The following is a 25,648-nucleotide window of genomic DNA, read 5'->3' as shown; positions in this document are numbered from 1 at the left end:
TTTTTTAGAAAATGAATGACAAAAAAGAAACTAACTGAAGAACCTGCGCAGTGCTGGGAACATCTCGGTGGCTTGCTCCCTTGCTATTTCTTCATAAAATCTGTAGAGTATACCCACTGTAAGCAGTATTCCGGTTCCAGTTCCCAGTGCCCCAAGGAAGTCTGCCAATACCGCAACAACAGCCAAAGTGAATGCTCCCCAGAATGTAACGTAGGGAATGTACCTCTGTAAGACCCTTTCCAGAATCCTTGGGTCCCTTCTAAATCCGGGTATCTGCAACCCAGCCCTCTGCAGCTGCCTTGCAATGCTCTTCGCATCAAGTCCAGTGAGCTCAACCCACAGGAATCCAAAGAGTAGAGAGAACATTATGGTGAGTATGGCATAAACCAAAGCCCTTAACGGATCGGCTGTAACGCTGAATATGTCTGCGGGTGGTAGGACGTACCTTACAAACCCAGAAACTGCCGCTCCAGTTTCGTCAAAAGTTCCAAGAATTGGATGGCCGAGTCTTTGTAAAAGCCTAGCCCAGAGCTGGATGTTCGCATAAAGGGCAAACGTGAGTATGATCGGAATGTTGCTGACATACATAAACCTTATTGGGTACCTTCCTCTAACTGTTACCCTTCCATAGCTGAGGGGAATCTCCACGCGCATGCTTTCCAAGTAAACAACTATCAGAAAGATGACTATTGTTGCCAAAACACTTATCATGTCTGGAAGTCCCCTTCTGTATAGCGCCCCAGTAACATCGCCCTTCATTATATGCTGGATAAACGCTGGAATAGCACCTATTATAGCAGGGCCACCTGTTAGGGGGTCTATGGCTTGACTGGTAGTTAATGGGTTAAGCGCTCTTGTAACAATTGTCTGTGAAACTCCAGCAGCAATAAAGAGACTTATACCACTGCCAATTCCCCATTTGCTCACGAGCTCATCCATAATCATTACCATTATTCCACCAAAGGCAAGCTGGAGCGTAAGGAGTATCTTGATTGTTAACGTGGGATTTCCAAACGCTCCCGCAAATACGTAAACAGCTGCCTCAAAGAAGCACATGAACACCGCAAATACCTTCTGCAGAGCCTGATAGAATCTTCTGTCTTCGGGGTTCGAAAGGTCCAACTTTATTATTTCTGAACCAACTAAAAGCTGCATTATAATTCCAGCGGTAACTATGGGTCCTATTCCCAATGTTAATAGACTACCGTTTCTACCGGCAAGAACCACCCTCAGAGTTTGGAAATAATCCTGTATCTGGCCGGGAATTCCAAAAAGAGGTATCTGTGCCATGATAAAATACAATAGCAATGCGACACCTGTCCAGGCGAATTTTTCCTTTAAAGGTACATGTCGTTTTGGCCTCTCAATCTCTGGAAATGCATGCTCTATTTTGTAGATTATCTCCCTTGCCCCCATGGATTACACCTCAAAGGTTTATTCAAAAAGAAAAAATCAAGCAAGCAGAGCTTCTCCCCCGGCTTGGATTATTTTCTCCTCAGCCTTGGGGGAGAATGCTCTGGCTCTAATTACAAGTGGTTTTGTGAGTTTCCCGGTTCCAAGTACCTTATCGGCAAACTGGGTGGTATCGACAACGATTCTTCCTTCCTCTTCATAGGCAATGCCAAGCTGCATGAGCTCGTCAAGGTGCTCGTCAATGAATTTGAGGTTCACTGCAGTTATCTCTCTTTGAACTTCCGCAGGCCTCTTGAAGCCTCTTTTGCCCAAATGGTCAGGGGCATATTTGATGACCCATGTCCATTTTGTCTTCTTCCTCTTTCCTGTTCCAGCCATACCTCTACCGCCCTTGTGGCCTCCACCGCGGTGCTTCTTTTTGCATCCCCATCCATGAGTGTGGGAACCGCGAAGCTTTCTCACTTTTTTCTTTTTCCTAATCATCTCGCGCACCTCACAGCATTCTCTCTATAAGCTCGTTAATAGCCTCTCCCCTATAGCCTAAAGCTCCACCCTCTTTGAAGGTTCTCTTCTTGCTCCTAATGCCCCCTCTTGCTGGATGGAGTCTAAATACCGGCTTTAGTCCCGGTAGATCGCTGAGCTTCATTTCCCCATTGATCACTTTTTCAGCAAATTCTTTGATGCTCATCCCGAGCTTTTCTTGGACGTACTCCTCCGTAACCTTCTTGTTTCCGGGCAATCTCCCTCTCTTTTCTATGAGCTTTGCCAAGGTTTCGGCGTTTATTTCTCCCCAAGTGATGTAATCTTTTACCTTTTGTATCATTCCCTTGTAAGTTGGGGTGTCGTCAACGATCACAAGGTGATTTACCTTGTGGAGTCTCAGCATTGCGAGGGTGTCCTTTACGGGTCTCTTAACATTCACCCTGCCCCTTATCCTGATCAAAGCAAGTTTTGTCATTCTCGCTCACCTCACAGCTCAAAGTTCTGCGGCATTTCTCTACCAACCACTATACCATAGCGCTCGATCATCTCAGGCTTCACAGCAACACTGTTGGTGTTGTATAGTGCTTCAAACACTGCCTTTGCGAAGTTAACTGTGGTTCTCGTCTCACCCAAGGTTTGTGACCACACGTCCCTAACCCCAGCTAGGCTTAGTACCTTCTTACCGACGTCACCAATAACGAGACCAAGTCCCCTTGGTCCTGGCATGAGCTTGACCTTTACACTACCGCTCTTGCCCTCAACTGCAAACGGTATTGAGTGTGGTCTCCTACACCTGCACTCCCATGAACCGCAGCCCCTTTTGACTTCAATTATGTTCATCTTAGCGTAGTTTAGTGCTTTCCTTATGGCTATCCCAACTTCCTTCCCATGGCCGATTCCAAGTCCCACATAACCGTCTCTGTTTCCTACAGCCGCCAGTACCCTAAACCTAACTCTCCTACCGCTGTCAGTCATTCTTACCGTTAGAGCTATGTCAAGAACCTCTTGATTTTCTCTGGCGTTAACCTCAGGGAGGAGTACATCAACTATCTCGGGCTCTTTTATCTGGTAACCCTTTCTAAAGATCTCATGAATGTCAGTGATCTGACCTTCTTTAACGAGCATACCAAGCTTTGTCTTGGGTTGCCACTCTTCTAAAACCCTTTGAGCGTATTCTTTCCACTCGTGGCTCATGCTCTCACCTTCTCAAATTTCTCAATGATTCTCGCCTTAACCTCTTCAAAGTGCTCGGGAAGCCTTTCAGGTTCAAGTCCCTTAACGAGATATCCTCCGAACTGTTTTCTGTATTTCTCTTCGTCCTCTTCCTTAAGCATCTTCGCATATTCCGCAATGTGCTCCCCTTTAATTCTGTCTTCTCCAGGATAGATTTCCTCACTGTGTGGAACGTCCAAACCCGCATCAACTGCTCCCTTGAGGACCGCAAAGATGCTTGATCCCCTTGTAGGTGGGTGTAGACCAATATCGAGGATAGCCTCATTTATGCCCTTCTCAAGTGCCTTGTAACCTATGAGCAACCCGAGGAGATAAGCACTTGGAGTGTTTCCGCCGTGTCCCTTCCATCCAAAGTCCCTCATGAGCTCTCTTGTGTGAGCTGAAACAACTGTTTTGTCGCCCTTTGGATCATATAGTACTATCTGAGCTATGTGGTGGTTGAGAGTTTTTCTCACAACCAACCTTGGCTTGCCTGATTTAAGGAGTGCAAGCCTCTTGTGATAGTTAGTCTTACCTTCCCTTCTCCTTCTGAATGGAACCCTATATCTCGGTCCGTGTGCCATCTATATCACCTCTTCAATATCTCCTTCTCTTCCAGGAACAGGTAAAGCTGGTGTTTGCTCTTGAACTGTCCACCCTTGGCCTTTATGTAAAGGTTGCGGTAGGTGTGTTCATCAATCTTTTTCTCTGCCTTGAGCTTTCTAAGTTCCTTTCTAAGGGCTCTGATTGTCATTATCCATCTCTCTTTCTTGCCCATCCTTGCCGTCTTTTTGCCTTTTCTGCTTCCGTGTCCCCTGTGTCTTCCCTTCTTTTTCGCTTCTTGCCTAAGCTTTGCCCTGTACCTGCTCTGTCCCTTAATTGGCTTCTTCTTTATGACGCCTTCATTGATTAATCTTTTGATATCCTCCCTTGTAATGGCAGATTTAACATCATCAATCCTTTCGGGGTCTATCCAAACCCTATTCTCGCCACACTTCAAAAGCTCAGCGGCAATTCTTCTCTGCATCTTGAGCATAACCTTCACCTCGCGTTGAGCACCTTAATACCCAATTCCTTGGCTCTCTCAATTATCATGAGTCTCTTCTTCTTTCCGACTGTTCTGGCTATTCTGGCCGCCTGTCTGGTTGGGTCTATCGTCTCAAGTTCCTTAACATTGTGTACCAGTACTTCCTCGTAACCGCTTGGGTGAAGTCCCCTAACTGCCTTCGGTGAGCTCCATCCAATGCTGGGTGATCTTGCCTTTCCTTTAAGCTTCAGCCTCATCTTGCTGTCTATTCCTTTAGGTCTCCTCCACTTGGGATCATTCTTAAACTTGGGGAACCTCCACCATTCTTGCCTAAGAAACCTGGGCTTCTTCCTTTTGAGTTTGGCCCTTATCCTTAAGAGTCTCGCTTTTTCCATCAGTCTCACCTCAGAACTTTATAGGTTTACCAGCCTTTTCAACGATGTAGATACCATCTTGGAAGATCCTCCTATCCCTACCGGTAATCCTTGTCGCCTGCTCGATGTTTGCCGCAGTTTGTCCGACTTTCTCTTTGTCGATTCCCTCCACTATTATTTCACCACCCATGACCTTTACTGTAACTCCAGGGAGTATTTCGGCAACTCTTGGTGCCTTCTCACCAAGGAAGTTCTCTATGTAAACTTTGTCGCCTTTCACTTTGACTGTTATTGGGAAGTGGCTGTAAACAACCTTGAGCTTGTAGGTGAACCCTTCCGTGACGCCCTTGATCATGTTTGTTATATGGGCCGCAAAGGTTCTTGTAATGGCTATGTCCTTCCTCCTTGGAAAGTCCTTGTAAACAACAACTTTGCCATCTTCAGTGAATATCTTGACCCCCGGGTAGCTGAGTTCTCTTTCAACTTCTCCTTTAGGTCCCCTAACCTTGACAAGGTTACCGTTTATCTCGACGGTGACTCCCTCTGGAATCTTAACTTCCTCCCTCACCCACGCATCGATTGGCATTTCTCTCACCTCAGTAGACGTAGGCTATTAACCTTCCACCAATGCCCTTTTCAAGGGCTTCCTTGTGTGTCATAACACCTTGGGATGTGGAAACTATTAGGATACCAAACTCAAACGCTGGAAGGAATCTCTTTTCCCACTTTTCGTACTCTTTAGCTTTCACTGAGAACCTTGGCTTTATTGCTCCGGCCTTGTTTATCTTTCCTAGGAGCTGGACTCTGTATATGCCTGCCCTTCCATCATCGATAAATTCAAACTCGCCTACGTATCCGTTCTCTTGCATAACCCTAAGTACCTCTCCAATAAGCTTCGAGGCTGGCTTTATGTAGACCTCCCTCTTTCCAACTCTCTCGCTGTTTGTAATATGAGATAAAGCATTTGCCAAAGGATCCAACAGAGTCATCTCATCTCACCTCAGTCGTATTTCTTAAATCCTAATTTTGGAGCTACCTCTCTAAAGCAGTGCCTGCAGAGCATTAGTCCGTGTATTCTAACTATCGGTCCAAATTGTCCACAGCGAATGCATCTTCTCGCGCCCTTACCAAACTTCCTCGGCTTTCTCTTGTTATAATCAGCCTTCGCCATACTCATCCCTCCACAATCTGGACTCCAAACTCTTCCTGCATGAAAACCATACCCTCTTCCTTTGTAAGCTTGTGTCTTGTGGGGATGTGGTGCCTTCTCCTCTTTCTTCTTGCAATTCTGTATCCGGGTCTTTCAAGAGTTACACAGACGTCCATACCGAATATACCGATTTCTGGGTCGTATTCCACTCCCGGAATGTTGATGTGCTCATCAATACCAAAGCAAACGTTTCCGTGCTCATCAAAGCTGGACTCTTTAAGTCTGTTGTCAACGGCGGCCAATAGCCTTTTGAGCATGTCGTAGGCCTTTTGCCCCCTTAAGGTCACCTTAACTGCTATCGGCTCGCCTCTTCTAATTCCAAAGTCCCTGTTTGTTTTCTTTGCCTTCCTCCTTATTGGCTTTTGACCAACAAGCGATTCCAACATTGTCTCAGCCTTTGTAAGTCTCTCACCGCTTTCACCAACGCCGATGTTTATAGTGACCTTAGCTATCCTAGGCCTTCTCATAGGGTGAGCTTCCCAATCAGCTAAGATTGCCTCTCTGTTAGCTATCATTCCTTTTCACCTCACGGTAATGAGATCTTTGGTTCCTCTTTACCCACAACAAATGCGTAATCCTTTAAGGTATCAAAGAGCTCTCCTTCCTTGTCTTCAATTGTAACCACGTCTGGCCATCCGCCTGGGAAGTGCCTGACCTCAACGATTTTTCCTACCCTTGCAACGTTCTTACCTTGAACAACGAACACATAAGCACCGATCTCAAATGGGAGCACTTTGATTATTTCCCTCTCCGGGATTTTCATTAAGACGGTGTCCGAGGTCTTGAACTGATCCTTGGTTTCATCTGTGAGTGAGCTTAACTTAATTAGATGGTTTGTTCCATCGTGGAAGTTGAGTTGCAGGTTTCCTCCCTTTACCATTCTCTTGTTGCTTATCCTAAGTGGTTTTATCTTTGCCTCTTCTTCGCTTATTGGATGGAGGATAAGCTTTCCAATCCTGTTTGGAAAAACTCTGTAGTGTTCCCCGGTTTCCGGTATTGAGACAACGTCCATGATACCAACTGGGAATTTGTAGTCCTTCCTAACCTTCCCATCCACAAGCACTTTCCCTTCGTTGAGGATTTTTCTTGCTTCCCTGCCGGTCTTTGCGTATCCAAGGTAGTCTCTGATTATGTAAATGAGGGGAATTGATGTTTTCATGTTGTGCGGACCGGGGGAAGGTCTTACAGCCCACGTGTATGCCTTTCTCTCAATGTACCACTGGGTTGGAGCAGCAAGCCTCTTTAAGTGTCTCTTAGCACCTTTCCTCGCCATTTTCAAGCCCTCCTCTCAATTATCTTCTTTCTTCTCTCATCTTCAAGGTTCAGTTCAACAATCATAACATTTGATGGGTGTATAGGATAGAACACCTCGGTACCGTTAACCTTCTTAAGGGTTGCTCCCTCCACATGAATTCTGTACCTCTTAAGATCAACTTCCACAACTTTTCCTTCGTGCCCTTTAAAGTCCCCTCTCATTATTTTTACTTTGTCTCCAGTCCTAATTGGAAGGGCTCTAACGCCGTACTTCTGTCTAAGCTCTTTTGAAAGGGTGGCACTGACTATCTTGTGTCTGAGATGAAGGGGAGCATTGTACAAAAACTTCCTTTGCTTTCTCGGTTGTTTGCTCTTTAATCTCATTATCTCTCACCTCACAATACTATACTCGCAATACCTCCTACTCTAACCCACTTCTCAGCGGCTTCTCTCGCAACAGGCCCTCTAACCTCAGTTCCTCTTGGAACACCTTCGGGTGTTGTAATAACGGCTGCATTGTCTTCAAATTTTACCCTCATCCCATCAAGCCTCTTGTACTCTTTTTTCTGCCTTATGATAACTGCCCTAACAACTTGGTGCCTCATATCAGGCTTTCCCTTCTTTACCGTTGCAACTACCATGTCGCCAACGCCTGCCGAAGCAAGCCTTCTTCTAACACCTTTGTAGCCCACTACTCCGATTATCTGGATTACTTTTGCACCTGAGTTGTCTGCCACATTAAGGTAGGCACCAATTGGCAACGCCCTTGTAGGTCTAACTGGGGAAATACCTCTCGTAGCACCAGCACCTTTCTTCGCCATTCCCTTCACCTCTCCTCAGCTTTTTGAGTAACCGCAATCACTACAAAGCTCTTTGTCTTGCTGAGGGGTCTGGTTTCGGCTATGATAACTTTGTCCCCCAGCTTTGCGTTGATGCATGGTGGGTTGTGGGCGTGTATTTTGCTTCTTCTAAGCTCGTAACGTTCGTATTTCTTCAAGTAGTGATAGTGCTGTCTTTCAACGGTAACTGTGTGCCTTGGCTTGTCACTAATGACAACTCCCTCAAACACCCTACCATGTACCTTAATGTGTCCGTGCCACGGGCACTTTGGGTCATCACACTTCTCTGCGGGGGGTTGTATCTTCAATCCGATGTCTCTCATCTTTTTCACCTCTTTTTCAATCTCATCTCAGGTCTTCCAATCAGTTCTTCTCCCTTTATTCGTATTTTTTTATCATCAATTTCAAACTCAAATTCGGCAACATTTTTGGGAACTATCCACACCTTTTCTCCAAGGATTGTGAGGGTGTTTCTCGTCTCGTCAATCACGTATCCCTCAATACCTATTAACCCCGGATGAGAGCTTTTAATGACTTTGACCTTCAGACCTATGAGCTCGTGCATTGTTATTGTCTTTCTGGTCACTCGACCTCTATCAATTCCTCTGAAAATCCAAGTTCTGCCAATAATTGTTTCGCCTTTTCTCTGTGGTCTCCTTGAAGCTCTATTCTCCCGTTTTTGGCTGTTCCTCCGCATGCCAGCTTCGCCTTAAGCTTTTTTGCAATCTCTTCAAGGTTAAACTCCTTCTCATCAATTCCCTCTATTATGGTCTTGAGCTTTCCATACCGGGCTTTCTCAACGTAAACCCTAATCCTCTGCTGTTCCTTTAAAACTTCTTTAAATAACATCTCATCCAGGGGGTTCACAATCCTAGGCACTAACCATCACCCTTTGCTCCTTAACTTTTCCTTCTTTATCGTTAAAAGGCGAGCAATATCCCTTCTAAGGTTCCTAATAACCATCGGGTTTTCCAGGGATGTTCCCATTGTAAGCATTCCCCTTTCCTTTGCAAGCTCAAGTCTTAGCTCTTTAATCTTGGCCTCTATTTCTTCCACGCTCATCTCCCTAATCTCACTTGGCTTCATTGTTCGCTCACCTCTTCTTCAATTGGTTTTTCTATGATCTCGATTTCATCCGGAAGTCTTGCATCTGGTGGCATAATTGAAACTTTCACTCCAAGGACGCCAAGCTTCAGCAATGCCTGTGCATAGCCCCTTGAAACCAAAGTTTCAGCGGGATTTCCAACTTTTGCAATATATCCCTGATAGAATCTCACACTTTTAGCTCTTTCTCCTGTAAGCTTGCCGCTTATTCTGATCTCCACACCTCTTGCACCGTTGCTCATAATTGCCCTTATTGCAGCGTATGCAGCTCTTCTAAAGTGGACTCCCCTTTCCAATGCCTGGGCAAGCCTTATTGCTTGAACCTTAGCGTTAAAGTAGGGGTTCTTGATTTCCTCAACCTCTATCTGGGGGTTTTCCAAACCAAACTGTCTCTCCAGTACCCTTGTAAGATCCCTTATTTTTCTTCCGCCCCTTCCTATAACGAAACCCGGTCTCTCGGCAAATATAACAACCTTTGTTCCGAGGGGAGTCTTTTTGATGTCAAGTCCTCCATAACCAGCTCTTCTAAGCTCCTTCTCAAGATATTCATCGATGAGCATTTCTTTAACGCTTTCCTTTATGAAATATCTCTCGATTGCCATGAGCTCACCCCCTAATTTCCTCAACAACTATCTCAATGTGCGTCGTCTGCTCGTTGAATGGTGTGGCTCTTCCAAAAGCCCTTGGTATGTATCCCCTAAGCACTGGTCCTCTGTGAGCTGCAGCGTGGATGATTTTTAGCCTGTCTGGATCAAGACCCCTCTGCTCTGCGTTGTTTCTAACATTCAGGAGGATCTTCTTGATTTCTTTAGCAACTTTCACCGGATATCTTCCGGGGCCAAATCCCTTCCCTTTCTTGTGACCCTGGGAGTCGTTGAACCTTCTGAGAGGGATTGGTCTTCTCTTGGCTATCACATCATCAAGGAGCTTTATGGCGTCGTTGAGCATCATTCCTTTGATTTCTCTGCAGACTTCTATTGAGAGTTTCGGCGATATTCTCAAATCTCTCCCGCTTGCCCTTGCCATTCTCTCTGGGTCAAAATTTTGGAAAGAGTAGGAAAACTTTGCCATCATTAATCACCTCACTTGATTGCAACGAACATTGATGATCTTGTGGCACCAACACCAGGTGAACCGTGTTGGACCCTCTTTCTTGTTAGGGCAAATTCTCCAAGGTAATGTCCAATCATCTCTTCCTTAATCTCTACTGGGACAAACTCCTTACCGTTGTGGACGTAAATTGTGATTCCTACCATCTCTGGAAGGATAACCATGTCCCTGCTGTGGGTTCTTATTGGCTTCTTGTATTTGCCCTTCTTTGCCAACCTGATCTTTCTGAGAACCTTCTTCTGTTCAGGTGTTAATCCTCTCTTAAGGCTTCTCCTCTGTCTTGAGGGGAAAAGTCTAGCCAAATCTTCAAGAGACATGTTCATTAGTTCTTCAAGAGTATAACCGCGATACCTAAATTCTTTCCTTGTCATTTATACCACCTCACTTTCTCCTTCCGGTTCTTCTCGCAGCTATGTGACCAACTTTTCTTCCGGGTGGAGCTCTCCTTGAGACTGTACTCGGCTTACCGATGTGGTGCTCTTTACCACCGTGCGGGTGATTGACTGCGTTCATCTTTACACCTCTCGGCTTGGGCCAGAACCTGTTTCTTGCCTTCATTATGTAGTATGCCTTACCTGCCTTGACTATTGGCTTTTCAAGTCTACCCCCACCGGCAACTACGCCAATTGTGGCCCTGCACATTGGATTGAATGCCTTAAGCTCACCGCTTGGCAACTGGACAATTACTCTGTTCCTCTCTTTTGAAACAACTAGAGCATAACTTCCCCCGGCTCTCACGTACTTCCCACCATCGCCCGGGGAACCTTCAATGTTGTAAACGTATGTACCCTCTGGAATATTTGCAAGTGGGAGTGTGTTCCCAATTGCTATCGGAGCTTCAGGTCCTATGTAAACCTCTTGATCCACCAAAAGTCCCTCTGGGGCAAGGATGAGCTTCTCAAGACCGTTCTCAAACTTAACCTTGGCAACCGGTGCGGTTCTTCCGGGGTCGTGGAGTATCTCAACTACCCTACCAGCGAGGGTCTTTTCTTGGGTGAAATTCAGGGGGATGTACTTAACAGCACCCCTATATCTGTGAGACGGTGCTCTAAAGGTTGTTGATCCTTTTCCTCTCCTCTGTTGAATCAAACTCTTACCCATTCTCACTCACCTCAGAACAATCCTATTCTAGCAGCAACCTCACTTGCTCTATATTCAGGCTTCAATTTCACGTAAGCCTTCTTTTCACCTTTCATTGTTATGAGTGTGTTGACCTTCTCAACTTTGACGTTGTATATCTCCTCAACAGCCCTCTTTACATCTTCCTTTGTAGCCCTTCTATCGACTATAAAGGTGAGCTTGTTTTCCCTCTCAACCATGGAGATTGCCTTTTCTGTAACCACGGGTCTTATAATAACCTTATATGGATCCATCACTCATCACCCGTAAATTTCCCTCAACCTCTCTATTGCTCCCTTCGTCCATATTGTGAGCCTTCCGGGATGTGCACCTGGGGCCAACAACTCCACACCCAGATTGTCCACTAAAACTACATCAACACCTGGGTGGTTTCTTGCTCCCTGTATTATTCCCTCGTTTTTGGCAACCACAATGAGTGGACCTTTTGCCTTCTTGTATCTTCTGCCCCTCATCTTACCCTTTCCAGCCCTCACTTTGGTGTTTTTCTTTGCCCTCTCAATATCATCCCAGACACCGAGCTTCTTGAAGATCTCCCTAGTTTTTGCTGTTTTGTAGACCTTTTCGAGCTCATCTTCCACCACAAGGGGAATTTGAGGCAGATTATCAATTATATGGCCTCTCGCTTTAACTAAATCGTAGTTTGCGGTGGCAGCTATGGCACTCATCAAGGCGAGTCTTCTTTCCTTCTTGTTGATGCCTTCCCATATTATCTTCTCCACCTTTGGTGGGTGAGTTCTTCTACCACCTCTGGCAAATGGAACAAAAGCCGCAAACCTTGGGGGGGTCTTTATCCTCTCAACCCTTGCCATACCGTGACCTTTTCCGATGTTCTCGGTAACCCTCCTCTTACCCGCAAGGGGGTCTCTCCCTTGTGGTTGTATGCGGTGGGTCCATGAAGCGATGACAGCTCTCCTAATGAGATCCGGTCTGAAAGGTGTTTGGAATACTTTTGGAAGTTCAATCTCTTCAATTGGCTCGCCATCGAGTGAAAATACCTTAACTTTCATAAACCCTCACCTCATTGCTTTGATTCCCTACTAACGTATGTTATCTGTGGAGCCTCAACTGGTGGCTTCTTTTCTGGAGGCCTTATTGCCGGTCTTACTCTGATTATTCTTTTAATTGCCCCAGGTATGGTTCCAGCTATCATAAGGAAGTCGTTTCTCACTATTCCATAGTGGGGGAATCCTCCCTTTGGAGTGATCTCGATTTCCTCTCCATTGAGCTTGAGCTTTCCGTTTTCCCCTATTCTCAAGAGCCTCTTGTTGAACTCAGTTCTGTGGTGGAAGCCCACCTGTCCGGCCTGTGGAACCGTCCACATAACCCTCGCTGGGTGCCATGGACCGAGGTTACCAACGTGTCTCCCCTTTCCGGCTCTTTGAGCCTTGTGGAACTGTATCTTAATGCCCCATCTCTTAACCGGTCCTTGGGTGCCTTTGCCCTTTGTGATGGCTATTATGTCAAGAAGCTCTCCCTCTTTGAGAACTTCACTTGCCCTGATTTCTTTTCCAAGCTTCTCTTTGATGTAGGCGAACTTCTCTTCAACGCTTGTTCCACCAACAGCGTACTCCATAACTTCGGGCTTTTTCTTTATTCTTGCAAGCCATGGCTGAGTTGCCACAAGAGCCCTAACTTCAACTATTTCTCCGGAGTTAACGAGATCCTCAAGCTCTCCAAGTTTTTGCTGGAAGGTCTCTTCGTTGTAGTTCTTTGGAAGAGTCTTAATCCTTCTCTCAAGAAGCTTGTAGAATGTTACGTTCTTTGCTTTCTTTGATGGGTAATTCTCGAGCTTGAAATCGGGCACTATGACCTCAGTTGCAGTTTCAAGTCCAAGGTAACCCTGCTTGTAAGCTCTAACTCCATAGACTATTAAGGGCGGAGCCTCAACTATTGTTACTGGCACGAAAATCTCCTTACCCTTCGTAAGCCCTGGAGCATCGTCTATCATAAGCACATGGGTCATTCCAGCTTTGTATCCTGCAAACCCGAGCATTCTAACCTCCTGCTCTTGCGGCCACTTCCTAATTCTCGGGACTATGCTCTTGGCTCTTTTTCTTGGGGAGTATGCCAATGAACCTCTTCTTGGTCTGCTAATTTTTCCCATTTCAATCCCTCCTTATGAAATTAAATATCGCCAACGTCGCCAACACGGCTTCCTCCGTTCTAACGGTTTTTGTCTTTTGATTTGGAATCGTATTGAGGATTAGATCAAAGGGATAATCCTCATTGAAGTCTCTCAGGATTTCCATTATCCCCTTCCGGGGAGATCCAAACACGAATCCCACTTCCCCTTCCAGCGGGGGAAGGTTCACTTTTCTCACATCCTCACCCTTTCGTGAGGTCGCGATTGCAAGGTTGAGTTTTGCCTTTTTAAGTGTTTTTGCCAAAGACTTTCTGGTGAGATGCACTCGATATCCCCAGTACTCCTCGGGTGTTGATGGCACCACCTTGAGCGGCTTCAGAGACACGATTTTGAACGTCATTCTTCCTTCTCCACTTCCCTCAACGAGGGCAAGCTCGTCAAGACCGATATCCGCGTAAAGCCTCTTGCCCTTTCTGATTACAATGCCCTCCCTGATTTCGCCGAGTTTAGGCTTCCCTTTGAGCTTGTGGTGGGGGGTTCTCAGAGGTGGCAAAACCCCAACATATTTGAGCTCCTTTGTAAGTGGTATTAGGCTCTTTCGCAGATACTGCGGTGTTTCCATGTATTCGAGGATTAGCTTAATGAATTTCCCGTCTTTTCCCCCTGCTTTGTAAATCCATATGTGCTCAACGCCAAAGATCGCTGCCGCCCTGCCGATCTGTCCAACTTTATAAGTCCTTATCTTTGGGTCGGAAGTCTCTTCGAGGAGTGAATCTGGAATGAAGATATGCCATGCCATTTCAGTCAGCCTTTACATTTCTATACCCTAAAGCTGTAGTGGGGTAAAAAGAAAGTATTTAAAAGGCTTTCGAACCATTCCACCCTTCTGAGCCTTCAAAAGTGTAAAAAATTTTTGCAAAGATTATTTCACAATCTTCTCTACAGCATCTACAATGTTATGAATATTATTTTTAACCTCTTCACTGAGCTCAGTTCCGAGATCAATCTCTTTAGCCACAACCCCAACAAAATGAATCTCTGCTTTAGCTAGCCGTTCATCAAGAGCCATTAAAAGCTTGAGCCCATCAATAGCTCCCATAAAGTGGGCACTCCTTATTTCGGCCTTAAGCTTTTCAAAAATCTCTTCCCCCTTTAGATGGATCATCTCCCCAGGTTTGTACTTATCCGTCAATATTGCATCGATTATTATTATCCTGTTCTCGCCATTGTAATAGCGGTGAAGCTTGAATATATCCGTACCAATTTCAAGCACGTTATAACCTTTCTTCGCCAGTATTCTGCCAATTTTAAGCCCCACCCCGTCATCTCTCATCAATTCATTACCAAGGGCCAGAATCAAAGTGCTCATGCTCTCACCAACGGGAATTAAGAAAAGGAAGTTAAAAACTAAAGCCTAACCACGTGAACAGAACACGAGATACATGGATCATATGCCCTAACTGTCATCTCTGCAAGAAGCTTGAGCCTCTCTGGGTCATCTTGCCAGTGATTCTCAGCCATCATTCTAACATGGCGTTCCATAATTGCAAGGTTCATTGCGGTTGGTGTTATGATATCCGCATAGTTAACTCTTCCACCTCTGACTTCAAGAGCATAGACGAGTAAACCTCTTGGAGCCTCGGTTATGCTCACTCCAAAGCCGTCTTTTATCTCTACCTCGTCCCTCTCTTTTACCGGCCACTTTGCAAGGGTATCATCAATTATGTCTATTGCCCTCTCTATAAAGTATACCACCTCAATCGCCTGGGCGAAATTGTTTGCAAAACAGTTGTTGTATCTAAGAAGGTCTTTGTATTGGGTGTAGAGCTCCTTTGCCTTACCGTATAGAAGGTCGGCGTTGTTAACTATTCTCGAGATTGCACCTACCATAAAGGGCTTCCCCCTGTAAAAGCTGTGCTTTGCAAAGCTGTGCTCAACTACCTTTTCAACTATGTGTTTTTTGTAATCCTCAACAGGGAACTCAAAACCGTCGCTGACTTTAATGTAGTCTCCGTAGATACCATAGACGTCGTTTCTCGGCTTCACTGCCATGTGAACCATCTCATCATCGGTTACCTCTTCGTACTGCTCAAGCTTTGAGAAGAGCTCCACTGTATACTCGGCCAAAGGCAATGCTTCCTTCAGTTCTCTCTTGAGCTCTTCAAACTGGGCCTTTGTTGGAAGCTTCCCAAAACCCCCAAGCACAGCATTTTCTTGATGAATTGCCCTCGAGCCGAGATAGTCCATTATCTTTGAGCCAATGTTTTTTAGTGCCATTGCATATTCGATTTCCTTCTTATATTTATCCACCATTGCCAGCGGACTGGAATAGCCGAGATAATCTGGGAGAACTAGTAGGTAGAGGTGTAGAGCATGGCTTTCTATGGTATCTCCCATGTAGAGCAGTTCTCTCAAGTCTTGAATCTCAGGTCTTGGGGTAAAACCTATGGCCTTTTCTGCAGCCTCTAAAGCCGTGAGCTTATGAGATGCTGCACAGAAAGAACAAACCCTCGGATAGATCGCTAATGCCTCTTCAAGCTTCTTGCCAATTGTAATGGCCTCAAAGAACCTCGGCCCCTCTATTATGTTAAGCTTAACTTCTTTAACACCCTCATCACTTGTAACTATCTCTATTCCTCCCTTACCCTCAACACGGGCTATATGATCAACCGTAATCGGGATATACATCATTCTCCCTCCTCAAATATCTTGTTAACCATTTCCTCAAGCTTCGGATTGTGGGCGTTGAATATCTTCATTCTCTCAAGGATCTCCTCTTTTGTAAAGCCTTTCTTCTTGAACTCTAAGGCTAGAGAGTCAAACCACGCAACGTCATAGCCTACAGCTCCTCTGCACCCAATGCAGGCAACGTTAAAGCCGGGGCACCTTGCATCACACCCGGCAACCGTCACCGGCCCTAAGCACGGCTCTCCCTTTTCTATAAGAATACAGGGGTTTCCTCTAAGCCTGCACTCAACACATACCGGGTAGTCTATGTCCTCAGGCCATGAGCCCACTAAGAATGTACCCAGTGCATAGAGAAAGTCCTTCTTCTCTGGCGGGCAACCGTAAAGCTTGTAGTCAACCTTGATGTATTTTTCAACAGGTTCTGCCATCTTGGGCTCAAATTTAACATGGGCATCTCCGTAAACGATCTTCCAGAGTTCACTAAGTTCTTTATCCTTCCCCCAGCTCTGCACCCCGCCTTGTGTTGCACAAGCTCCAACTGCAACGACTATCCTAGCCTTTTCCCTAATCTTCTTTACGAGCTCTACCTCCTCCTGAGTAGAGACACTTCCCTCTATGAAGGCTATATCGACTTCCCTGTCCTCATCGCTGTCCCTCTCAACCATGAACCAGCATTCTATCTCCGCTTTGTCTAAGAGATGGAGTATCTCGTCCATCATGGCCATTTGAAGCTGACAGCCATAGCATGAGGTTAATGCGTAAAATCCAATTCTAACCTTCTCGCTCATTTCTCCCACCTCAGTCCAGCAGTCCGGGGGTTGATATTATGTCAAAGTAGCCAAACACAGGTCCGTCTTTACATATGTACTTCCATGAGGTGCTTGTTCCCACGTTGCAGTGGCCACATTTTCCAATTCCGCACTTCATTTTTCTTTCAAGCGTTACGTAGATGTTCTCCGGCCTGTATCCATAGTTTAGGAGAGACTCAAAGACAGCCCTATACATCCTTGGAGGACCACAAACCGCAACCGCTGTATTCTTAGGATTTGTGTTCGCCTCAACTATGAATTGCTGAGGTCTGCCTTTCAATCCGGGCCAATCAGGATCTCTTGTAACGCTTTGGATTATCTTGACGTTTTCAGCCTCTGCCAGGTCTTTCATTGCCTCAAGTTCTTTGTAAAAGAGTAAGTCCCTTCCGTATTTGGCTGTGTTTATGAACGTGATGCTTCCATACTTCCACCTGTTGTCCATTGCATAAAGGAAGACGCTCCTAAGGGGGGCAGTTCCAAGACCTGCTGCTATAAGGAGTAAATCCATCCCCTCCCATTCATCGACAGGGAAGCCGTTTCCATAGGGGCCCCTGACTAAAACCGTGTCTCCCGGCTTAAGCTTGTGAACTACAGTTGTTACTCTACCAGCTTTTCTTATACAAAGCTCGAAGAAACCCCTTCTCATAGCGGAGGAACATATGCTTATTGGTACCTCACCGACACCGGGGATAGTAAGCTGGACAAACTGTCCCGGCTTGAAGGTCCACTTTTCAGCTAACTCCGGATCTTCAAAACGGAATAGGAAGAGCTTTTCTGTGTCCGTAAGCTTGTAAACTTTGAGTACCTTTGCTTTATGGAGGGCGTATGGGTTCCCATCTGGCATCATAATACCCTTGGGCACAGTCTCGGGAGCGCTCATAGCCCATCACCCCTAATGGTTGAAGCATAGGCAAATCCTCTCTTTGGAATCTCCTCAGCAACTTCAGGAGGACATGACTTATCCTCAAGCCCCATAATAGTTCTCAAATTCCTCACGAAGCTTATTTCTGCTGGACAGAAGTAGGTACACCTTCCACATCCAACACAGTAGCTTATGCCAAGCTTCTCGTTATAGGCGTTCTTGCAGAGATAGCGGTTCATGAAACGGCTTTTCTTGGTTGGTCTAAAGTTGTGGTTTCCGGCCACAAGGCCATGACTCCTCAGCTGGCACGAATCCCATCTTCTAATCCTAACCCCCGTATCTCCATCAAGGTTCGGTATATCTTGGACTTCATAACATCTACACGTTGGACACGTTAGGTTACAGTTCCCACATGCTAAACAGAGATCACTTTGCTCATCCCACATTGGATGCTCCGTTTCCATCTCAAGCAAATATCTGAGGTTTCCCCAATCCTCATGGTATTTGAACATCTGGTGCTTTTTGTTTTCAAACTCTCTGAAGTTGCATACATCCTGGCTCGTTACCTCTTCAAAGAGCTTTATGTTTTTATCCACTATCCTGTGTCCGGTTGGAGTGCCAACCCTTACGAGCCATCCGTCGGGAAGCTCATGGAGGAATAAGTCGAAACCATCGTCTGCAAAATCTGTCTCCCTCAAATTACAGAAACAGTACTCATCTGGGACACAGCTAATTCCTATTATTATGCCCTTTTCCCTTCTGACTTTGTAGTATTTATCGGGGAGCTCATCCAAGTAGATTGTGTCCATTATCTTAAGGCCAAATATGTCACACGCGTGAACCCCGAAAACTACAAAGGGTTCAACGTTTTCAATAACCTCCTCATATTCCGCCTTCGAAATGCTGAATTCGAACATTTTTTCCCTCGGAAGGAAGAAGAACTTCTTTGGAGGCATTATTGTCCTGTTATATTTGAATTCTATTTGCCTTACGTCTTCAACTTCTCTGAAGTCGTAGAACTTTTCCGAGATTTTTACTGGAGCATAAAGTGTTCCCCAATCTTTTAATCGCTCTAGGAATTCGTAAGTATTCTCCTTCGGCAGCTTAACATACCTCATCTCCACCACCCCACTGATGTACACAAATAGTCCCGGTGAACATTTTTATTCATCCTCATTGAAGACTTGTTTTGTGTATAAAAAAGCCTTTCTAAACCCTTAGATTTTTAACCAAAGGTTTAACACAGTAAATTTGCTCAAAAATACTTCGTTCATTTATTCTTTAAACAACGGAAACCAACATCACGGTTCAGATAAGTCGCATTAGCGACTGGTTTTAAGCTTAGATGTACAGAAAAGTGTAACCAAAAGAAACAAGTCACAGGTACTAACGAATATCTCTCCTTGAAAGCATCAAAATTAGGAAACTCAGCAAGTACATCCCCGAAATTGAATAAAACGCTGTTTCATAACCTGCAGTATCGATCAAAAGGCCTATAAAATACGGGCCAACGGTTGCTCCAAAAAACCCCATCATGTTCACAAAACCCATCACTGTGCCAAGGTTTTCCCCACTTGCATGTTCACTTGTATAAGCAGTTACTATCGGACCAACGGAGTAGAAAAACAATCCCAACAACAAAACCAGCAGGAGATACGCCGTTTTTACCAACAGAAAAGACAGAAAAGCATTTAGAGCGAGAACAGAGAGGAGACTAATTTCTCTAATCCTATCATACACGCCTCCCCCAGCAACAGAGCCAAAGACCCCCACTATCGAGAGGAGGGAGAAGTAGAGGGAAGCTTCCTCTACACTCCTGCCTTTGCTTACAAAGAAATCTGGAAGGAAGGTTAGCATTCCAAAGAAGGCCGCCATTACCATGAAGTTCATAAAACTTAAGCTGAACACCTCCCTCGGCACCGTGAACTTTGGCCGTTCAACTTGCTTTACTTCCCCCTTGATTATTAGCATAAGCGCCAGTCCAACTATCAAGCTCATAAGCGAGAGAACTAAAAACGAATACCTCCACTCTAAGGCCAAGGCTACTGGAATAACAATTGCTGGAGCAATGGCACTTCCTATCGGAGGCCCAACCATAAAAACACCCAATGCTGAACCTTTTTTCTCCCTGTAAATCTCACTTATAAGGGCAGTTGCCGGAGCGTAGTAGAGACCAGCAAAAATCCCATAGAGAGCCCTAATGGCAATAAGATGCCAGTATTGCCGGGCAAAAATAATCAAGGAGCTCGTTAATGAATAACCAACAATGCTGATAACTACAAGCTTTCTTCTTCCGAGTTTGTCCCCGAAATAACCAGCTGGAACTTGAATCAAGGCATAGGGAAAGAGAAGGGATGTCATTAAAAGCCCAGCTTGGGCGTTTGTTATGGCTAACTCTTCTTTGATCAGTGGGATAAGGGGAGGAATAGCCATTCTATGGGCATAGTTTAATATCCACCCAAGGGAGAGCAGCAGGAGAAGTTTTTTTCGCATATTTTGAGGTGAGAAACTGAACGTTTAAAAAATTATCGAAGAGTTAAATATAAAAAGGGGATGGTGTAGGGCTGAGTGGGGGCCATGGTAAGTAAACTTCTTGCACTCGAAGCATATCCAAATCTTAAGGATCTCGATTTTAGGGTACTCAGGGGTGTAGAGCTCAATATGCGTCATTATGAGTGGGTGCCCCTCGAGGTAATAGCCAAATTTTCCCGAGTAGACATTGAAACTGCCTCCTATCGCCTAGGGAAACTCGACAATTGGGGACTCGTGAGGAGGAGAAGTGATATGGGCTACATAGGTTACCAGCTCACAATACATGGATACGATACCCTGGCAATAAGGGCATTTGCTCAAAAGGGGATAATCAAGGCAATTAGCCAAACACAAATTGGGGTAGGGAAAGAGGCAGATGTTTATGTAGGGATAACTCCAAATGAAGAGAAAGTGGCCGTTAAATTTAATCGGATAGGAAGAACAAGCTTCACCAGAATAAAGCTCTACAGGCCTGATTTTGTCGAAAAAAGACATATATCTTGGCTCTATGTTTCAAGGCTCGTTGCCCAAAGAGAGTATGAGGCTCTTCAACTTTTGAGCCCAATAGCCAAAGTTCCAAAACCCCTTGCATGGAACAGGCACGCGGTTGTCATGGAGTTTATAGAGGGGGTTGAGCTGATAGAGCTCACAGATACTGATTTGACAAAAGATGAGGCATTAGAAATATTAGACAAAGTTCTGGAAGAGTACAAAAAGATAGTCGAGTTTGGAATAATCCACTCCGACATGAGTCTTTACAACATAGTTCTTAAAAAGGATGGGGATATATTGATAATAGACTGGCCCCAATACTTGACAACGGCTTTCCCGGATGCCAAGTATTATCTGGAAAGGGATTTGAGGGTACTCCTAAACTCCTTTAAACGAAAGTGGGGGGTAGAAAAAGACTGGAATGAAGTCTGGAAGGAATTTGAGGATGCCTTTAAAAAGAGCTTGAAAGAGGCGTGAACAATGAAAAAGAAAGAAGAAGTCATTGTATCCATCCTGAGGGAAGCTCAAAGAGCATTAAACGAACGAAAAATTGACACTGCAAAAAGGAAATTCGACGAGGTCATGCACCTCTCAAAGGGCTCTTATCCATGGACTTATTTTGAAGCCTGTTTTGGATTGGTCGAGGCTTTTATTGAAGAGGGCAACTACAGCGGTGCTGTAAAATGCTCAATTAGAGCACTTCTGAATGCTTCGGATGAAGAGATGCTTTCACTTGGAGTTGAGAGACTAAAAAACGTCCTTGCAATAATAAAGAGGAATAACAAATTCGATCTACTCAAGGGTAGACTGGATGTTTTACTCCCTCAAACATCCACTAACAGAGACCTCCACACCTTTGTACTGGCATTAGACGCCCTCACTAAGGGAAATATCAAAGAAGCACTGCTTTTGGCCAACGATATAGGCTCAGAAAGACTCAAGAAGATTGTAGAATCACTCATGGAATAACCTATTCAACAATCTTTCAAACTGGTTCTTTTCAGGCCTTACCGGAAAGTTATAGGGCTCTTTGCTGGGCTTCTCGTTGTAATAGGGCCTATTACATCCGGGACAGCCATGAGTCATGAATGCGCTCTCGTCAAGAACCTTCAAAATCTCCTCTTTGGAAAGACCGAAATCCACAAGTCTTCCGCTCTCAAACCTAAACTGTTCAACCCTTGCGATGTTGTTTTCAATTAAATAAACCCCAATCTGCATCAATCTGTACCTATTTGGGTCTGGAGGGGTCTTGTTTTCTAATATAGTCCCTTTAACTGGAGTAAATGCAAAAATTGAAACCTTAGCTTTTGAGTCATATGCCCTTTGAACTGCTCGTAAAAACTCCTCTTCGCTCTCGCCCAATCCAAAGATTAGGTGGACAAATGCTCTTCCTTCCCCAAAAACATCAATAACTGCATCAACAAACCTCCACATTTCCTCCCAAGAATACACAGAATCCTTTACTTGGTTATACACCCTTTCGCTTGCTGCATCGATTCCAACACCAACGTAGTCCACCCCTAACCTTTGAAATTCTCTGAGAAATTCTTCATTTACGGGAGTTATCGAGAGAGAAACTGGAAGACCCAATGGGTAAAAAGCTTTTAGAATCTTCAAGACGTCTTCCCTTAAATTCGGATAATCTATAGTCTGCAGACATATTCTCGCAAATTTTGAACTTTTTAATTTTTCCACAACTTCATCCAACTCAAATGCAGGCCAAGTTATTCTCGAAAGCTTTTCTACATCTGCCCTGCTCCCTCTAGCCTGAACACAAAAGGCACAACTGTTCAGGCATCTCCCCTCGTAATAGGTCATAAAATACGCCGTCGTGGGCTTTGCAAACATTTTTCCCTTCTTAAGTCCCAAGACAACTGCAGTTCCGTATGAAACCCTTATTTTCATGGTCTTTTCCTCCCAAACGCTCTAATCAATATGAGGTTAAGTAGAGATAAAAATGTTAGCACGGGAAGGAAAAGGAATACCCTCCCATAGCCCTCAATTTCCGCCAGATAGCCGAGGGCCAACGGTCCAGAAAGGTATCCCAAATCAAAAAACATTGTATAGACACTCGAACCCATCCCCCTTATATTCTTTGGAAGATTAGCCAAAGCCAGCATTTGAAGAGAGGGAACAGTCAACCCGAATCCCATTCCCAGAATAACAGCGCTTAGATACGCTTCGGGAGGCAAGAGGTGGAAGAACAAGATAACATAAGCGGATGTTATTAGAAGCAATCCAGAGGAAGCCACTGGAATCGGTCCCCGTTTATCCGCTTCCCTCCCACCAAAAACCCTCGTGAGAAGGCTAAACCCACCCATGATACTCGCGTATATTCCAAAGATACCAGTGCCCAATCCAAGGATCTTATAGTATGCTGGAAGAAATGTGTACATGCCACTATAGGCGAAGACCATAAAGAACAACGAAATAGAGGCACCAACAAAAGATAGATTGATCAGACCCTTGTAAGAACCCTTCCTTTCTTCGCTTTCTTTAATCTGTATCTTGGCCTTAACTTCCCTATATGCATTTAAAACAAATAGAAAGCCCACCAGAGAAAACAAAATTGCAAGAATAAAGGCGGAATGAAATCCGAAGTAATCTGCCACTAGCCCTCCTACAGCCGGACCAATGAGCTGGCTTAGAGAAAACATGGTGCCTCTCCACCCCAAAGTCTCTCCGACTCTTCCTTTAGGGGCCAGGTTTATGGCGGTTGAGAGAGAGGATGGAAAGAAAAACGCCGATGCAGCACCATGAACCGCCCTCCCTATGGCAAAGATGGTCAAACTTCGCATGAAGAATGAGAGGAGGTAGAATCCTCCTGCAACAGCACCAAGAACCGTCCCTATCATCATTACCTCGAAACTTTTCCCCTTGTCCCCCAGGATACCCCCCACGGGCTTCAGTACAAAGGCGAATATTGAAGACACTGAAGCTACGAAGCCAACCAAGAATGGGCTGGCGTCAAATGTTATAGCAAGAGGGGAAATTAGGGGTGCTACAAGGATATAGCCTAAGAAGAAGAAAAGTGTAGAAAAATGAAGAAGCCATAAGTCTTTTCTTTTCATTCTTTACCCCTCTAAATCTCCACTCTTGGACTTTCCATGCCCTCTTTCACATATGCAACACTCATGTGCTTGGTATTCTTAGCAAAGCCTATGTTCCCCCATCTATCAACCATGATTATTCCCATGTTGTCCTTCCCAAAATACTTCGTTGCAAGTTCTATTGCAGCTTCACTGGCTTTTTGAGCATTTAAACCAAACCTAACAAAGTCTGTAGCGGTTTTTGCGAGAGAAAGCTTTATTGCTACTTCCCCAAGCCCAGTGCATGAAGCTCCGGCAAATTCATTAGCATAGGTTCCGGCTCCTATTATTGGAGTGTCCCCGACCCTTCCAAACATTTTCAAGAAAACTCCCCCTGTAGAGGTGCCGGCCACTATCTCTTGCCCATCAAAGGCAACCGCTCCAACAGTACTCCTTAAAACTTCGGGATATTCCCGTATCAGTTCGCTGATCTTTCTCCAGTGTGGGATGTTCCCCTCTTCCAGGAGCTTTTGTCTAAGCTTCTTCCACTGTTCAATTCTCTCCTCGGTTATGGGGTTATACTCCTCAAATCCCATCAAACGGGCAAACTTAACCGCCCCTTCTCCAGCAAGGAGAACGTGATCAGTCTTTTCCATAACCTTTCTTGCCACGCTTATGGGGTTTTTAACTCCCCATATGCCCGCAACTGCACCAGCTTCAAGATTGGAACGCATAATAGCGGCATCCATCTCCACTTTCCCATCTAAGGTTAAAACACTCCCCGTCCCAGCGTTGAATACTGGGTTGTCCTCTAATACCTTAATAGCTTCTTCAACGGCATCCAGAGCAGAACCTCGTTTTAATTCTTTCCAACCTGCTAAAACAGCCTCCCTAACCCCTTCAAGGACTTTGGGAATCCTGTCCTCGTTACTTATTGTGCCGGCACCACCATGAACAATAATCGCAACCATCAGAATCACCATTACACAATGTCTTCGAAAGGTTAAAAGCATTATGGAAACGAAAAGAGAGAAGTTTCATTAACTCAGGCTCATGTTTATTATGGTCTCCCCTATGTTCTCAAGGTATTCCAGTATTCTACGGTAGCTGTCCATAGCAACAGACTTTCTGTAGTCTATTGACTTTATATGGGCCTTTAGCTCAATCATTATCTCATCGATCTTTTTTAGATCTTTTTGGACTATCTGGGCCATGATTTTTTGGAGTGTCTCCTTTAAGTATGCAATATTCAAATTCGGATCGAAGTTTTCAGCTATTCTAACCACGTGATCGCCTATTCTCTCAATATTGCGTACTATGAAGAGGACCCCCAAAAGATCAAAATTCCTCTTGATTAGGCCTCCATCCTTTATTATGTTACCTCCAGAGAGTATTTTGTTTACCGCTCTTAGCGTTAGGAAATAAAAGCGATCCAGTTCTTTTTCCAGTCCGTTGATATCTCTGAGAACTTCTTTCTTTTCAAATTCGCTTATAAGCATTAAATCCTCTATCATCGAAAGTAAGATAGAAGTCAGCCTTTCTATTATTTCCCTCAGGTTTACATCCTCATCAGCCAATAGGCTTTTGCTCATAATCCTAAGGGGTTCCTCCAAAATTATCTCCAACCCAGGGAGATTTTGAATTGTGTTCCGTATTTTTACCTTGTAGAGTGGCATGTCCTCTGTGAATTTTACATCAATAACGTCATACCCCTGTATGTAGGCAGAAATCAGCAGTCTAACCGCCATATCCGGCGAAATATCTTTAGAGATTATGAGTTCTTTACTCTCACTAACTTCTTTGGGTTCTTTAGGAAGTATCAGCAAGGATCCATCGGGATTGACAACTATCGGGACGACGTCTCCCTGCCTCAGGTTATTTTCCTTAACCCACTTTTTTGGAAGTGAAATTATGTATGAGCTCCTCCCAGTAAACTGTATCTTCCTGAACTCCATACCAAACACCCAATCTATATAGAATTCTCACC

At 44.8% G+C, this 25,648-nt stretch carries 38 protein-coding genes; 2 read left to right on the top strand and 36 right to left on the bottom strand.

Features of this window, described 5'->3' with window-relative positions; all coding sequences use genetic code 11:
- Positions 1-30: 30 nt before the first annotated feature.
- The 32 genes from secY to ADU37_RS01045 all read right to left on the bottom strand — a co-directional run bounded on the left by secY (position 31) and on the right by ADU37_RS01045 (position 20,101).
- Entirely contained in the window at positions 31-1,416 is a 1,386-nt protein-coding gene (secY, locus tag ADU37_RS01200; RefSeq protein ID WP_058945919.1) for a preprotein translocase subunit SecY, read from the bottom strand.
- Positions 1,417-1,452: 36 nt separating this feature from the next.
- Complete coding sequence (locus ADU37_RS01195; protein ID WP_058945918.1) at positions 1,453-1,896, bottom strand: uL15m family ribosomal protein; 444 nt, start codon at positions 1,894-1,896, stop codon at positions 1,453-1,455.
- Between the two features lie 10 nt (positions 1,897-1,906).
- Complete coding sequence (locus ADU37_RS01190) at positions 1,907-2,371, bottom strand: 50S ribosomal protein L30 (RefSeq protein WP_058945917.1); 465 nt, start codon at positions 2,369-2,371, stop codon at positions 1,907-1,909.
- 11 nt (positions 2,372-2,382) lie between these two features.
- Positions 2,383-3,090, bottom strand: a complete 708-nt coding sequence (gene rpsE / locus ADU37_RS01185; RefSeq protein WP_058945916.1) for a 30S ribosomal protein S5 — start codon at positions 3,088-3,090, stop codon at positions 2,383-2,385.
- Positions 3,087-3,692, bottom strand: a complete 606-nt coding sequence (locus ADU37_RS01180) for a 50S ribosomal protein L18 (protein WP_058945915.1) — start codon at positions 3,690-3,692, stop codon at positions 3,087-3,089. Before ADU37_RS01180 ends, rpsE begins: the two co-directional genes overlap by 4 nt.
- Before the next feature lie 5 nt (positions 3,693-3,697).
- A complete protein-coding gene (locus ADU37_RS01175) occupies positions 3,698-4,144 on the bottom strand; it encodes a 50S ribosomal protein L19e (protein WP_058945914.1) in 447 nt (148 codons plus the stop codon).
- 5 nt (positions 4,145-4,149) lie between these two features.
- Complete coding sequence (locus ADU37_RS01170) at positions 4,150-4,530, bottom strand: 50S ribosomal protein L32e (RefSeq protein WP_175058919.1); 381 nt, start codon at positions 4,528-4,530, stop codon at positions 4,150-4,152.
- A 10-nt stretch (positions 4,531-4,540) separates the two neighbouring features.
- On the bottom strand, positions 4,541-5,095 hold the full coding sequence (locus ADU37_RS01165) for a 50S ribosomal protein L6 (protein WP_058945913.1): 555 nt from the start codon (positions 5,093-5,095) through the stop codon (positions 4,541-4,543).
- A 10-nt stretch (positions 5,096-5,105) separates the two neighbouring features.
- Positions 5,106-5,498, bottom strand: a complete 393-nt coding sequence (locus tag ADU37_RS01160; RefSeq protein WP_058945912.1) for a 30S ribosomal protein S8 — start codon at positions 5,496-5,498, stop codon at positions 5,106-5,108.
- 11 nt (positions 5,499-5,509) lie between these two features.
- Positions 5,510-5,680, bottom strand: coding sequence for a 30S ribosomal protein S14 (locus tag ADU37_RS01155; protein ID WP_004068318.1), 171 nt, complete (start codon positions 5,678-5,680; stop codon positions 5,510-5,512).
- 2 nt (positions 5,681-5,682) lie between these two features.
- The gene (locus ADU37_RS01150; RefSeq protein WP_004068320.1) at positions 5,683-6,234 is read right to left on the bottom strand and encodes a 50S ribosomal protein L5; all 552 of its coding nucleotides are present in this window, start codon (positions 6,232-6,234) and stop codon (positions 5,683-5,685) included.
- Between the two features lie 11 nt (positions 6,235-6,245).
- Positions 6,246-6,992: a 30S ribosomal protein S4e gene (locus ADU37_RS01145; protein ID WP_058945911.1), complete on the bottom strand. Its 747-nt coding sequence runs from the start codon at positions 6,990-6,992 to the stop codon at positions 6,246-6,248.
- A gap of 2 nt (positions 6,993-6,994) precedes the next feature.
- Positions 6,995-7,357 (bottom strand): 50S ribosomal protein L24, encoded by a 363-nt coding sequence (gene rplX / locus ADU37_RS01140; protein ID WP_058945910.1) that lies wholly within the window; start codon positions 7,355-7,357, stop codon positions 6,995-6,997.
- An 11-nt stretch (positions 7,358-7,368) separates the two neighbouring features.
- Positions 7,369-7,794, bottom strand: a complete 426-nt coding sequence (locus ADU37_RS01135) for a 50S ribosomal protein L14 (protein ID WP_058945909.1) — start codon at positions 7,792-7,794, stop codon at positions 7,369-7,371.
- 5 nt (positions 7,795-7,799) lie between these two features.
- Positions 7,800-8,135 (bottom strand): 30S ribosomal protein S17, encoded by a 336-nt coding sequence (locus ADU37_RS01130; RefSeq protein WP_058945908.1) that lies wholly within the window; start codon positions 8,133-8,135, stop codon positions 7,800-7,802.
- Positions 8,136-8,140: 5 nt separating this feature from the next.
- Positions 8,141-8,509, bottom strand: a complete 369-nt coding sequence (locus ADU37_RS01125) for a ribonuclease P protein component 1 (protein ID WP_144433161.1) — start codon at positions 8,507-8,509, stop codon at positions 8,141-8,143.
- On the bottom strand, positions 8,395-8,661 hold the full coding sequence (gene yciH / locus ADU37_RS01120) for a stress response translation initiation inhibitor YciH (protein WP_232054821.1): 267 nt from the start codon (positions 8,659-8,661) through the stop codon (positions 8,395-8,397). The genes ADU37_RS01125 and yciH overlap by 115 nt, the downstream gene beginning before the upstream one ends.
- 36 nt (positions 8,662-8,697) lie before the next feature.
- Positions 8,698-8,898, bottom strand: a complete 201-nt coding sequence (gene rpmC / locus ADU37_RS01115) for a 50S ribosomal protein L29 (protein ID WP_058945905.1) — start codon at positions 8,896-8,898, stop codon at positions 8,698-8,700.
- Positions 8,895-9,518, bottom strand: a complete 624-nt coding sequence (locus ADU37_RS01110) for a 30S ribosomal protein S3 (RefSeq protein ID WP_058945904.1) — start codon at positions 9,516-9,518, stop codon at positions 8,895-8,897. The genes rpmC and ADU37_RS01110 overlap by 4 nt, the downstream gene beginning before the upstream one ends.
- 4 nt (positions 9,519-9,522) lie before the next feature.
- Positions 9,523-9,990 (bottom strand): 50S ribosomal protein L22, encoded by a 468-nt coding sequence (rplV, locus tag ADU37_RS01105; protein WP_082663000.1) that lies wholly within the window; start codon positions 9,988-9,990, stop codon positions 9,523-9,525.
- Between the two features lie 8 nt (positions 9,991-9,998).
- The gene (gene rpsS, locus ADU37_RS01100) at positions 9,999-10,397 is read right to left on the bottom strand and encodes a 30S ribosomal protein S19 (RefSeq protein ID WP_058945902.1); all 399 of its coding nucleotides are present in this window, start codon (positions 10,395-10,397) and stop codon (positions 9,999-10,001) included.
- Between the two features lie 10 nt (positions 10,398-10,407).
- Complete coding sequence (locus ADU37_RS01095) at positions 10,408-11,127, bottom strand: 50S ribosomal protein L2 (RefSeq protein ID WP_058945901.1); 720 nt, start codon at positions 11,125-11,127, stop codon at positions 10,408-10,410.
- A gap of 11 nt (positions 11,128-11,138) precedes the next feature.
- On the bottom strand, positions 11,139-11,399 hold the full coding sequence (locus ADU37_RS01090; protein WP_058945900.1) for a 50S ribosomal protein L23: 261 nt from the start codon (positions 11,397-11,399) through the stop codon (positions 11,139-11,141).
- A gap of 6 nt (positions 11,400-11,405) precedes the next feature.
- Positions 11,406-12,173: a 50S ribosomal protein L4 gene (gene rpl4p / locus ADU37_RS01085; RefSeq protein ID WP_058945899.1), complete on the bottom strand. Its 768-nt coding sequence runs from the start codon at positions 12,171-12,173 to the stop codon at positions 11,406-11,408.
- Positions 12,174-12,184: 11 nt separating this feature from the next.
- The gene (locus ADU37_RS01080) at positions 12,185-13,270 is read right to left on the bottom strand and encodes a 50S ribosomal protein L3 (RefSeq protein WP_058945898.1); all 1,086 of its coding nucleotides are present in this window, start codon (positions 13,268-13,270) and stop codon (positions 12,185-12,187) included.
- 1 nt (position 13,271) lies between these two features.
- A complete protein-coding gene (locus ADU37_RS01075; RefSeq protein WP_058945897.1) occupies positions 13,272-14,048 on the bottom strand; it encodes a putative RNA uridine N3 methyltransferase in 777 nt (258 codons plus the stop codon).
- A 123-nt stretch (positions 14,049-14,171) separates the two neighbouring features.
- Positions 14,172-14,618, bottom strand: a complete 447-nt coding sequence (locus tag ADU37_RS01070) for a hydrogenase maturation protease (protein ID WP_058945896.1) — start codon at positions 14,616-14,618, stop codon at positions 14,172-14,174.
- Positions 14,619-14,656: 38 nt separating this feature from the next.
- On the bottom strand, positions 14,657-15,937 hold the full coding sequence (gene hydA / locus ADU37_RS01065) for an NADPH-dependent hydrogenase/sulfhydrogenase 1 subunit alpha (RefSeq protein ID WP_082663068.1): 1,281 nt from the start codon (positions 15,935-15,937) through the stop codon (positions 14,657-14,659).
- Positions 15,937-16,725 carry an NADPH-dependent hydrogenase/sulfhydrogenase 1 subunit delta gene (gene hydD, locus ADU37_RS01060; RefSeq protein ID WP_058945894.1) on the bottom strand — a complete coding sequence of 263 codons (789 nt, stop codon included), beginning with the start codon at positions 16,723-16,725 and terminating at the stop codon, positions 15,937-15,939. Before hydD ends, hydA begins: the two co-directional genes overlap by 1 nt.
- Positions 16,726-16,735: 10 nt before the next feature.
- Positions 16,736-17,626 (bottom strand): NADPH-dependent hydrogenase/sulfhydrogenase 1 subunit gamma, encoded by an 891-nt coding sequence (gene hydG / locus ADU37_RS01055; RefSeq protein ID WP_058945893.1) that lies wholly within the window; start codon positions 17,624-17,626, stop codon positions 16,736-16,738.
- Entirely contained in the window at positions 17,623-18,726 is a 1,104-nt protein-coding gene (gene hydB, locus ADU37_RS01050) for an NADPH-dependent hydrogenase/sulfhydrogenase 1 subunit beta (protein WP_058945892.1), read from the bottom strand. Before hydB ends, hydG begins: the two co-directional genes overlap by 4 nt.
- A gap of 268 nt (positions 18,727-18,994) precedes the next feature.
- Entirely contained in the window at positions 18,995-20,101 is a 1,107-nt protein-coding gene (locus ADU37_RS01045; RefSeq protein WP_058945891.1) for an MFS transporter, read from the bottom strand.
- 84 nt (positions 20,102-20,185) lie between these two features.
- Between ADU37_RS01045 and ADU37_RS01040 the strand changes: the two genes are divergently transcribed.
- Together ADU37_RS01040 and ADU37_RS01035 are read left to right on the top strand one after the other, a co-directional pair.
- On the top strand, positions 20,186-21,109 hold the full coding sequence (locus ADU37_RS01040) for a serine/threonine-protein kinase RIO2 (protein WP_058945890.1): 924 nt from the start codon (positions 20,186-20,188) through the stop codon (positions 21,107-21,109).
- A gap of 3 nt (positions 21,110-21,112) precedes the next feature.
- On the top strand, positions 21,113-21,601 hold the full coding sequence (locus ADU37_RS01035) for a hypothetical protein (protein WP_058945889.1): 489 nt from the start codon (positions 21,113-21,115) through the stop codon (positions 21,599-21,601).
- On the opposite strand, the gene ADU37_RS01030 is transcribed toward ADU37_RS01035, so the two are convergent.
- From ADU37_RS01030 to ADU37_RS01015, 4 genes are all read right to left on the bottom strand, one after another.
- Complete coding sequence (locus tag ADU37_RS01030; protein WP_058945888.1) at positions 21,587-22,537, bottom strand: radical SAM protein; 951 nt, start codon at positions 22,535-22,537, stop codon at positions 21,587-21,589. The two genes, ADU37_RS01035 and ADU37_RS01030, sit on opposite strands and share 15 nt — an antisense overlap.
- The gene (locus ADU37_RS01025; RefSeq protein WP_058945887.1) at positions 22,534-23,703 is read right to left on the bottom strand and encodes an MFS transporter; all 1,170 of its coding nucleotides are present in this window, start codon (positions 23,701-23,703) and stop codon (positions 22,534-22,536) included. Before ADU37_RS01025 ends, ADU37_RS01030 begins: the two co-directional genes overlap by 4 nt.
- A gap of 11 nt (positions 23,704-23,714) precedes the next feature.
- A complete protein-coding gene (locus ADU37_RS01020) occupies positions 23,715-24,632 on the bottom strand; it encodes an isoaspartyl peptidase/L-asparaginase family protein (protein ID WP_058945886.1) in 918 nt (305 codons plus the stop codon).
- Between the two features lie 69 nt (positions 24,633-24,701).
- A complete protein-coding gene (locus tag ADU37_RS01015; protein ID WP_058945885.1) occupies positions 24,702-25,616 on the bottom strand; it encodes a phosphate uptake regulator PhoU in 915 nt (304 codons plus the stop codon).
- Positions 25,617-25,648 lie beyond the last annotated feature (32 nt).

Origin of the sequence: Thermococcus sp. 2319x1 (assembly GCF_001484685.1) — an archaeon.
Classification (GTDB): domain Archaea; phylum Methanobacteriota_B; class Thermococci; order Thermococcales; family Thermococcaceae; genus Thermococcus_A.
This window is presented reverse-complemented; position numbering and strand designations above follow the sequence as displayed.

Bases quoted from the DNA above. Each gene is read 5' to 3' on its own strand.
- ADU37_RS01095 (WP_058945901.1), bottom strand. From the start codon at position 11,127: ATGGGTAAGAGTTTGATTCAACAGAGGAGAGGAAAAGGATCAACAACC.
- rpsE (WP_058945916.1), bottom strand. From the start codon at position 3,090: ATGAGCCACGAGTGGAAAGAATACGCTCAAAGGGTTTTAGAAGAGTGG.
- ADU37_RS01145 (WP_058945911.1), bottom strand. From the start codon at position 6,992: ATGGCGAGGAAAGGTGCTAAGAGACACTTAAAGAGGCTTGCTGCTCCA.
- ADU37_RS01190 (WP_058945917.1), bottom strand. From the start codon at position 2,371: ATGACAAAACTTGCTTTGATCAGGATAAGGGGCAGGGTGAATGTTAAG.
- rplV (WP_082663000.1), bottom strand. From the start codon at position 9,990: ATGATGGCAAAGTTTTCCTACTCTTTCCAAAATTTTGACCCAGAGAGA.
- ADU37_RS01025 (WP_058945887.1), bottom strand. From the start codon at position 23,703: ATGAAAAGAAAAGACTTATGGCTTCTTCATTTTTCTACACTTTTCTTC.
- ADU37_RS01040 (WP_058945890.1), top strand. From the start codon at position 20,186: ATGGTAAGTAAACTTCTTGCACTCGAAGCATATCCAAATCTTAAGGAT.
- rpmC (WP_058945905.1), bottom strand. From the start codon at position 8,898: ATGAAGCCAAGTGAGATTAGGGAGATGAGCGTGGAAGAAATAGAGGCC.
- ADU37_RS01110 (WP_058945904.1), bottom strand. From the start codon at position 9,518: ATGGCAATCGAGAGATATTTCATAAAGGAAAGCGTTAAAGAAATGCTC.
- ADU37_RS01135 (WP_058945909.1), bottom strand. From the start codon at position 7,794: ATGGCGAAGAAAGGTGCTGGTGCTACGAGAGGTATTTCCCCAGTTAGA.
- ADU37_RS01030 (WP_058945888.1), bottom strand. From the start codon at position 22,537: ATGAAAATAAGGGTTTCATACGGAACTGCAGTTGTCTTGGGACTTAAG.
- ADU37_RS01125 (WP_144433161.1), bottom strand. From the start codon at position 8,509: ATGCGGAGGAACAGCCAAAAACGGGAGAATAGAGCTTCAAGGAGACCA.
- ADU37_RS01155 (WP_004068318.1), bottom strand. From the start codon at position 5,680: ATGGCGAAGGCTGATTATAACAAGAGAAAGCCGAGGAAGTTTGGTAAG.
- ADU37_RS01165 (WP_058945913.1), bottom strand. From the start codon at position 5,095: ATGCCAATCGATGCGTGGGTGAGGGAGGAAGTTAAGATTCCAGAGGGA.
- secY (WP_058945919.1), bottom strand. From the start codon at position 1,416: ATGGGGGCAAGGGAGATAATCTACAAAATAGAGCATGCATTTCCAGAG.
- ADU37_RS01070 (WP_058945896.1), bottom strand. From the start codon at position 14,618: ATGAGCACTTTGATTCTGGCCCTTGGTAATGAATTGATGAGAGATGAC.
- hydA (WP_082663068.1), bottom strand. From the start codon at position 15,937: ATGTATATCCCGATTACGGTTGATCATATAGCCCGTGTTGAGGGTAAG.
- yciH (WP_232054821.1), bottom strand. From the start codon at position 8,661: ATGTTATTTAAAGAAGTTTTAAAGGAACAGCAGAGGATTAGGGTTTAC.
- ADU37_RS01130 (WP_058945908.1), bottom strand. From the start codon at position 8,135: ATGAGAGACATCGGATTGAAGATACAACCCCCCGCAGAGAAGTGTGAT.
- ADU37_RS01090 (WP_058945900.1), bottom strand. From the start codon at position 11,399: ATGGATCCATATAAGGTTATTATAAGACCCGTGGTTACAGAAAAGGCA.
- ADU37_RS01175 (WP_058945914.1), bottom strand. From the start codon at position 4,144: ATGCTCAAGATGCAGAGAAGAATTGCCGCTGAGCTTTTGAAGTGTGGC.
- ADU37_RS01020 (WP_058945886.1), bottom strand. From the start codon at position 24,632: ATGGTTGCGATTATTGTTCATGGTGGTGCCGGCACAATAAGTAACGAG.
- rplX (WP_058945910.1), bottom strand. From the start codon at position 7,357: ATGAGATTAAAGAGCAAACAACCGAGAAAGCAAAGGAAGTTTTTGTAC.
- ADU37_RS01195 (WP_058945918.1), bottom strand. From the start codon at position 1,896: ATGATTAGGAAAAAGAAAAAAGTGAGAAAGCTTCGCGGTTCCCACACT.
- ADU37_RS01075 (WP_058945897.1), bottom strand. From the start codon at position 14,048: ATGGCATGGCATATCTTCATTCCAGATTCACTCCTCGAAGAGACTTCC.
- ADU37_RS01035 (WP_058945889.1), top strand. From the start codon at position 21,113: ATGAAAAAGAAAGAAGAAGTCATTGTATCCATCCTGAGGGAAGCTCAA.
- ADU37_RS01180 (WP_058945915.1), bottom strand. From the start codon at position 3,692: ATGGCACACGGACCGAGATATAGGGTTCCATTCAGAAGGAGAAGGGAA.
- ADU37_RS01150 (WP_004068320.1), bottom strand. From the start codon at position 6,234: ATGATAGCTAACAGAGAGGCAATCTTAGCTGATTGGGAAGCTCACCCT.
- ADU37_RS01015 (WP_058945885.1), bottom strand. From the start codon at position 25,616: ATGGAGTTCAGGAAGATACAGTTTACTGGGAGGAGCTCATACATAATT.
- rpsS (WP_058945902.1), bottom strand. From the start codon at position 10,397: ATGACAAGGAAAGAATTTAGGTATCGCGGTTATACTCTTGAAGAACTA.
- ADU37_RS01160 (WP_058945912.1), bottom strand. From the start codon at position 5,498: ATGACTCTGTTGGATCCTTTGGCAAATGCTTTATCTCATATTACAAAC.
- hydB (WP_058945892.1), bottom strand. From the start codon at position 18,726: ATGAGGTATGTTAAGCTGCCGAAGGAGAATACTTACGAATTCCTAGAG.
- rpl4p (WP_058945899.1), bottom strand. From the start codon at position 12,173: ATGAAAGTTAAGGTATTTTCACTCGATGGCGAGCCAATTGAAGAGATT.
- hydG (WP_058945893.1), bottom strand. From the start codon at position 17,626: ATGAGCGCTCCCGAGACTGTGCCCAAGGGTATTATGATGCCAGATGGG.
- ADU37_RS01080 (WP_058945898.1), bottom strand. From the start codon at position 13,270: ATGGGAAAAATTAGCAGACCAAGAAGAGGTTCATTGGCATACTCCCCA.
- ADU37_RS01170 (WP_175058919.1), bottom strand. From the start codon at position 4,530: ATGGAAAAAGCGAGACTCTTAAGGATAAGGGCCAAACTCAAAAGGAAG.
- hydD (WP_058945894.1), bottom strand. From the start codon at position 16,725: ATGAGCGAGAAGGTTAGAATTGGATTTTACGCATTAACCTCATGCTAT.
- ADU37_RS01045 (WP_058945891.1), bottom strand. From the start codon at position 20,101: ATGCGAAAAAAACTTCTCCTGCTGCTCTCCCTTGGGTGGATATTAAAC.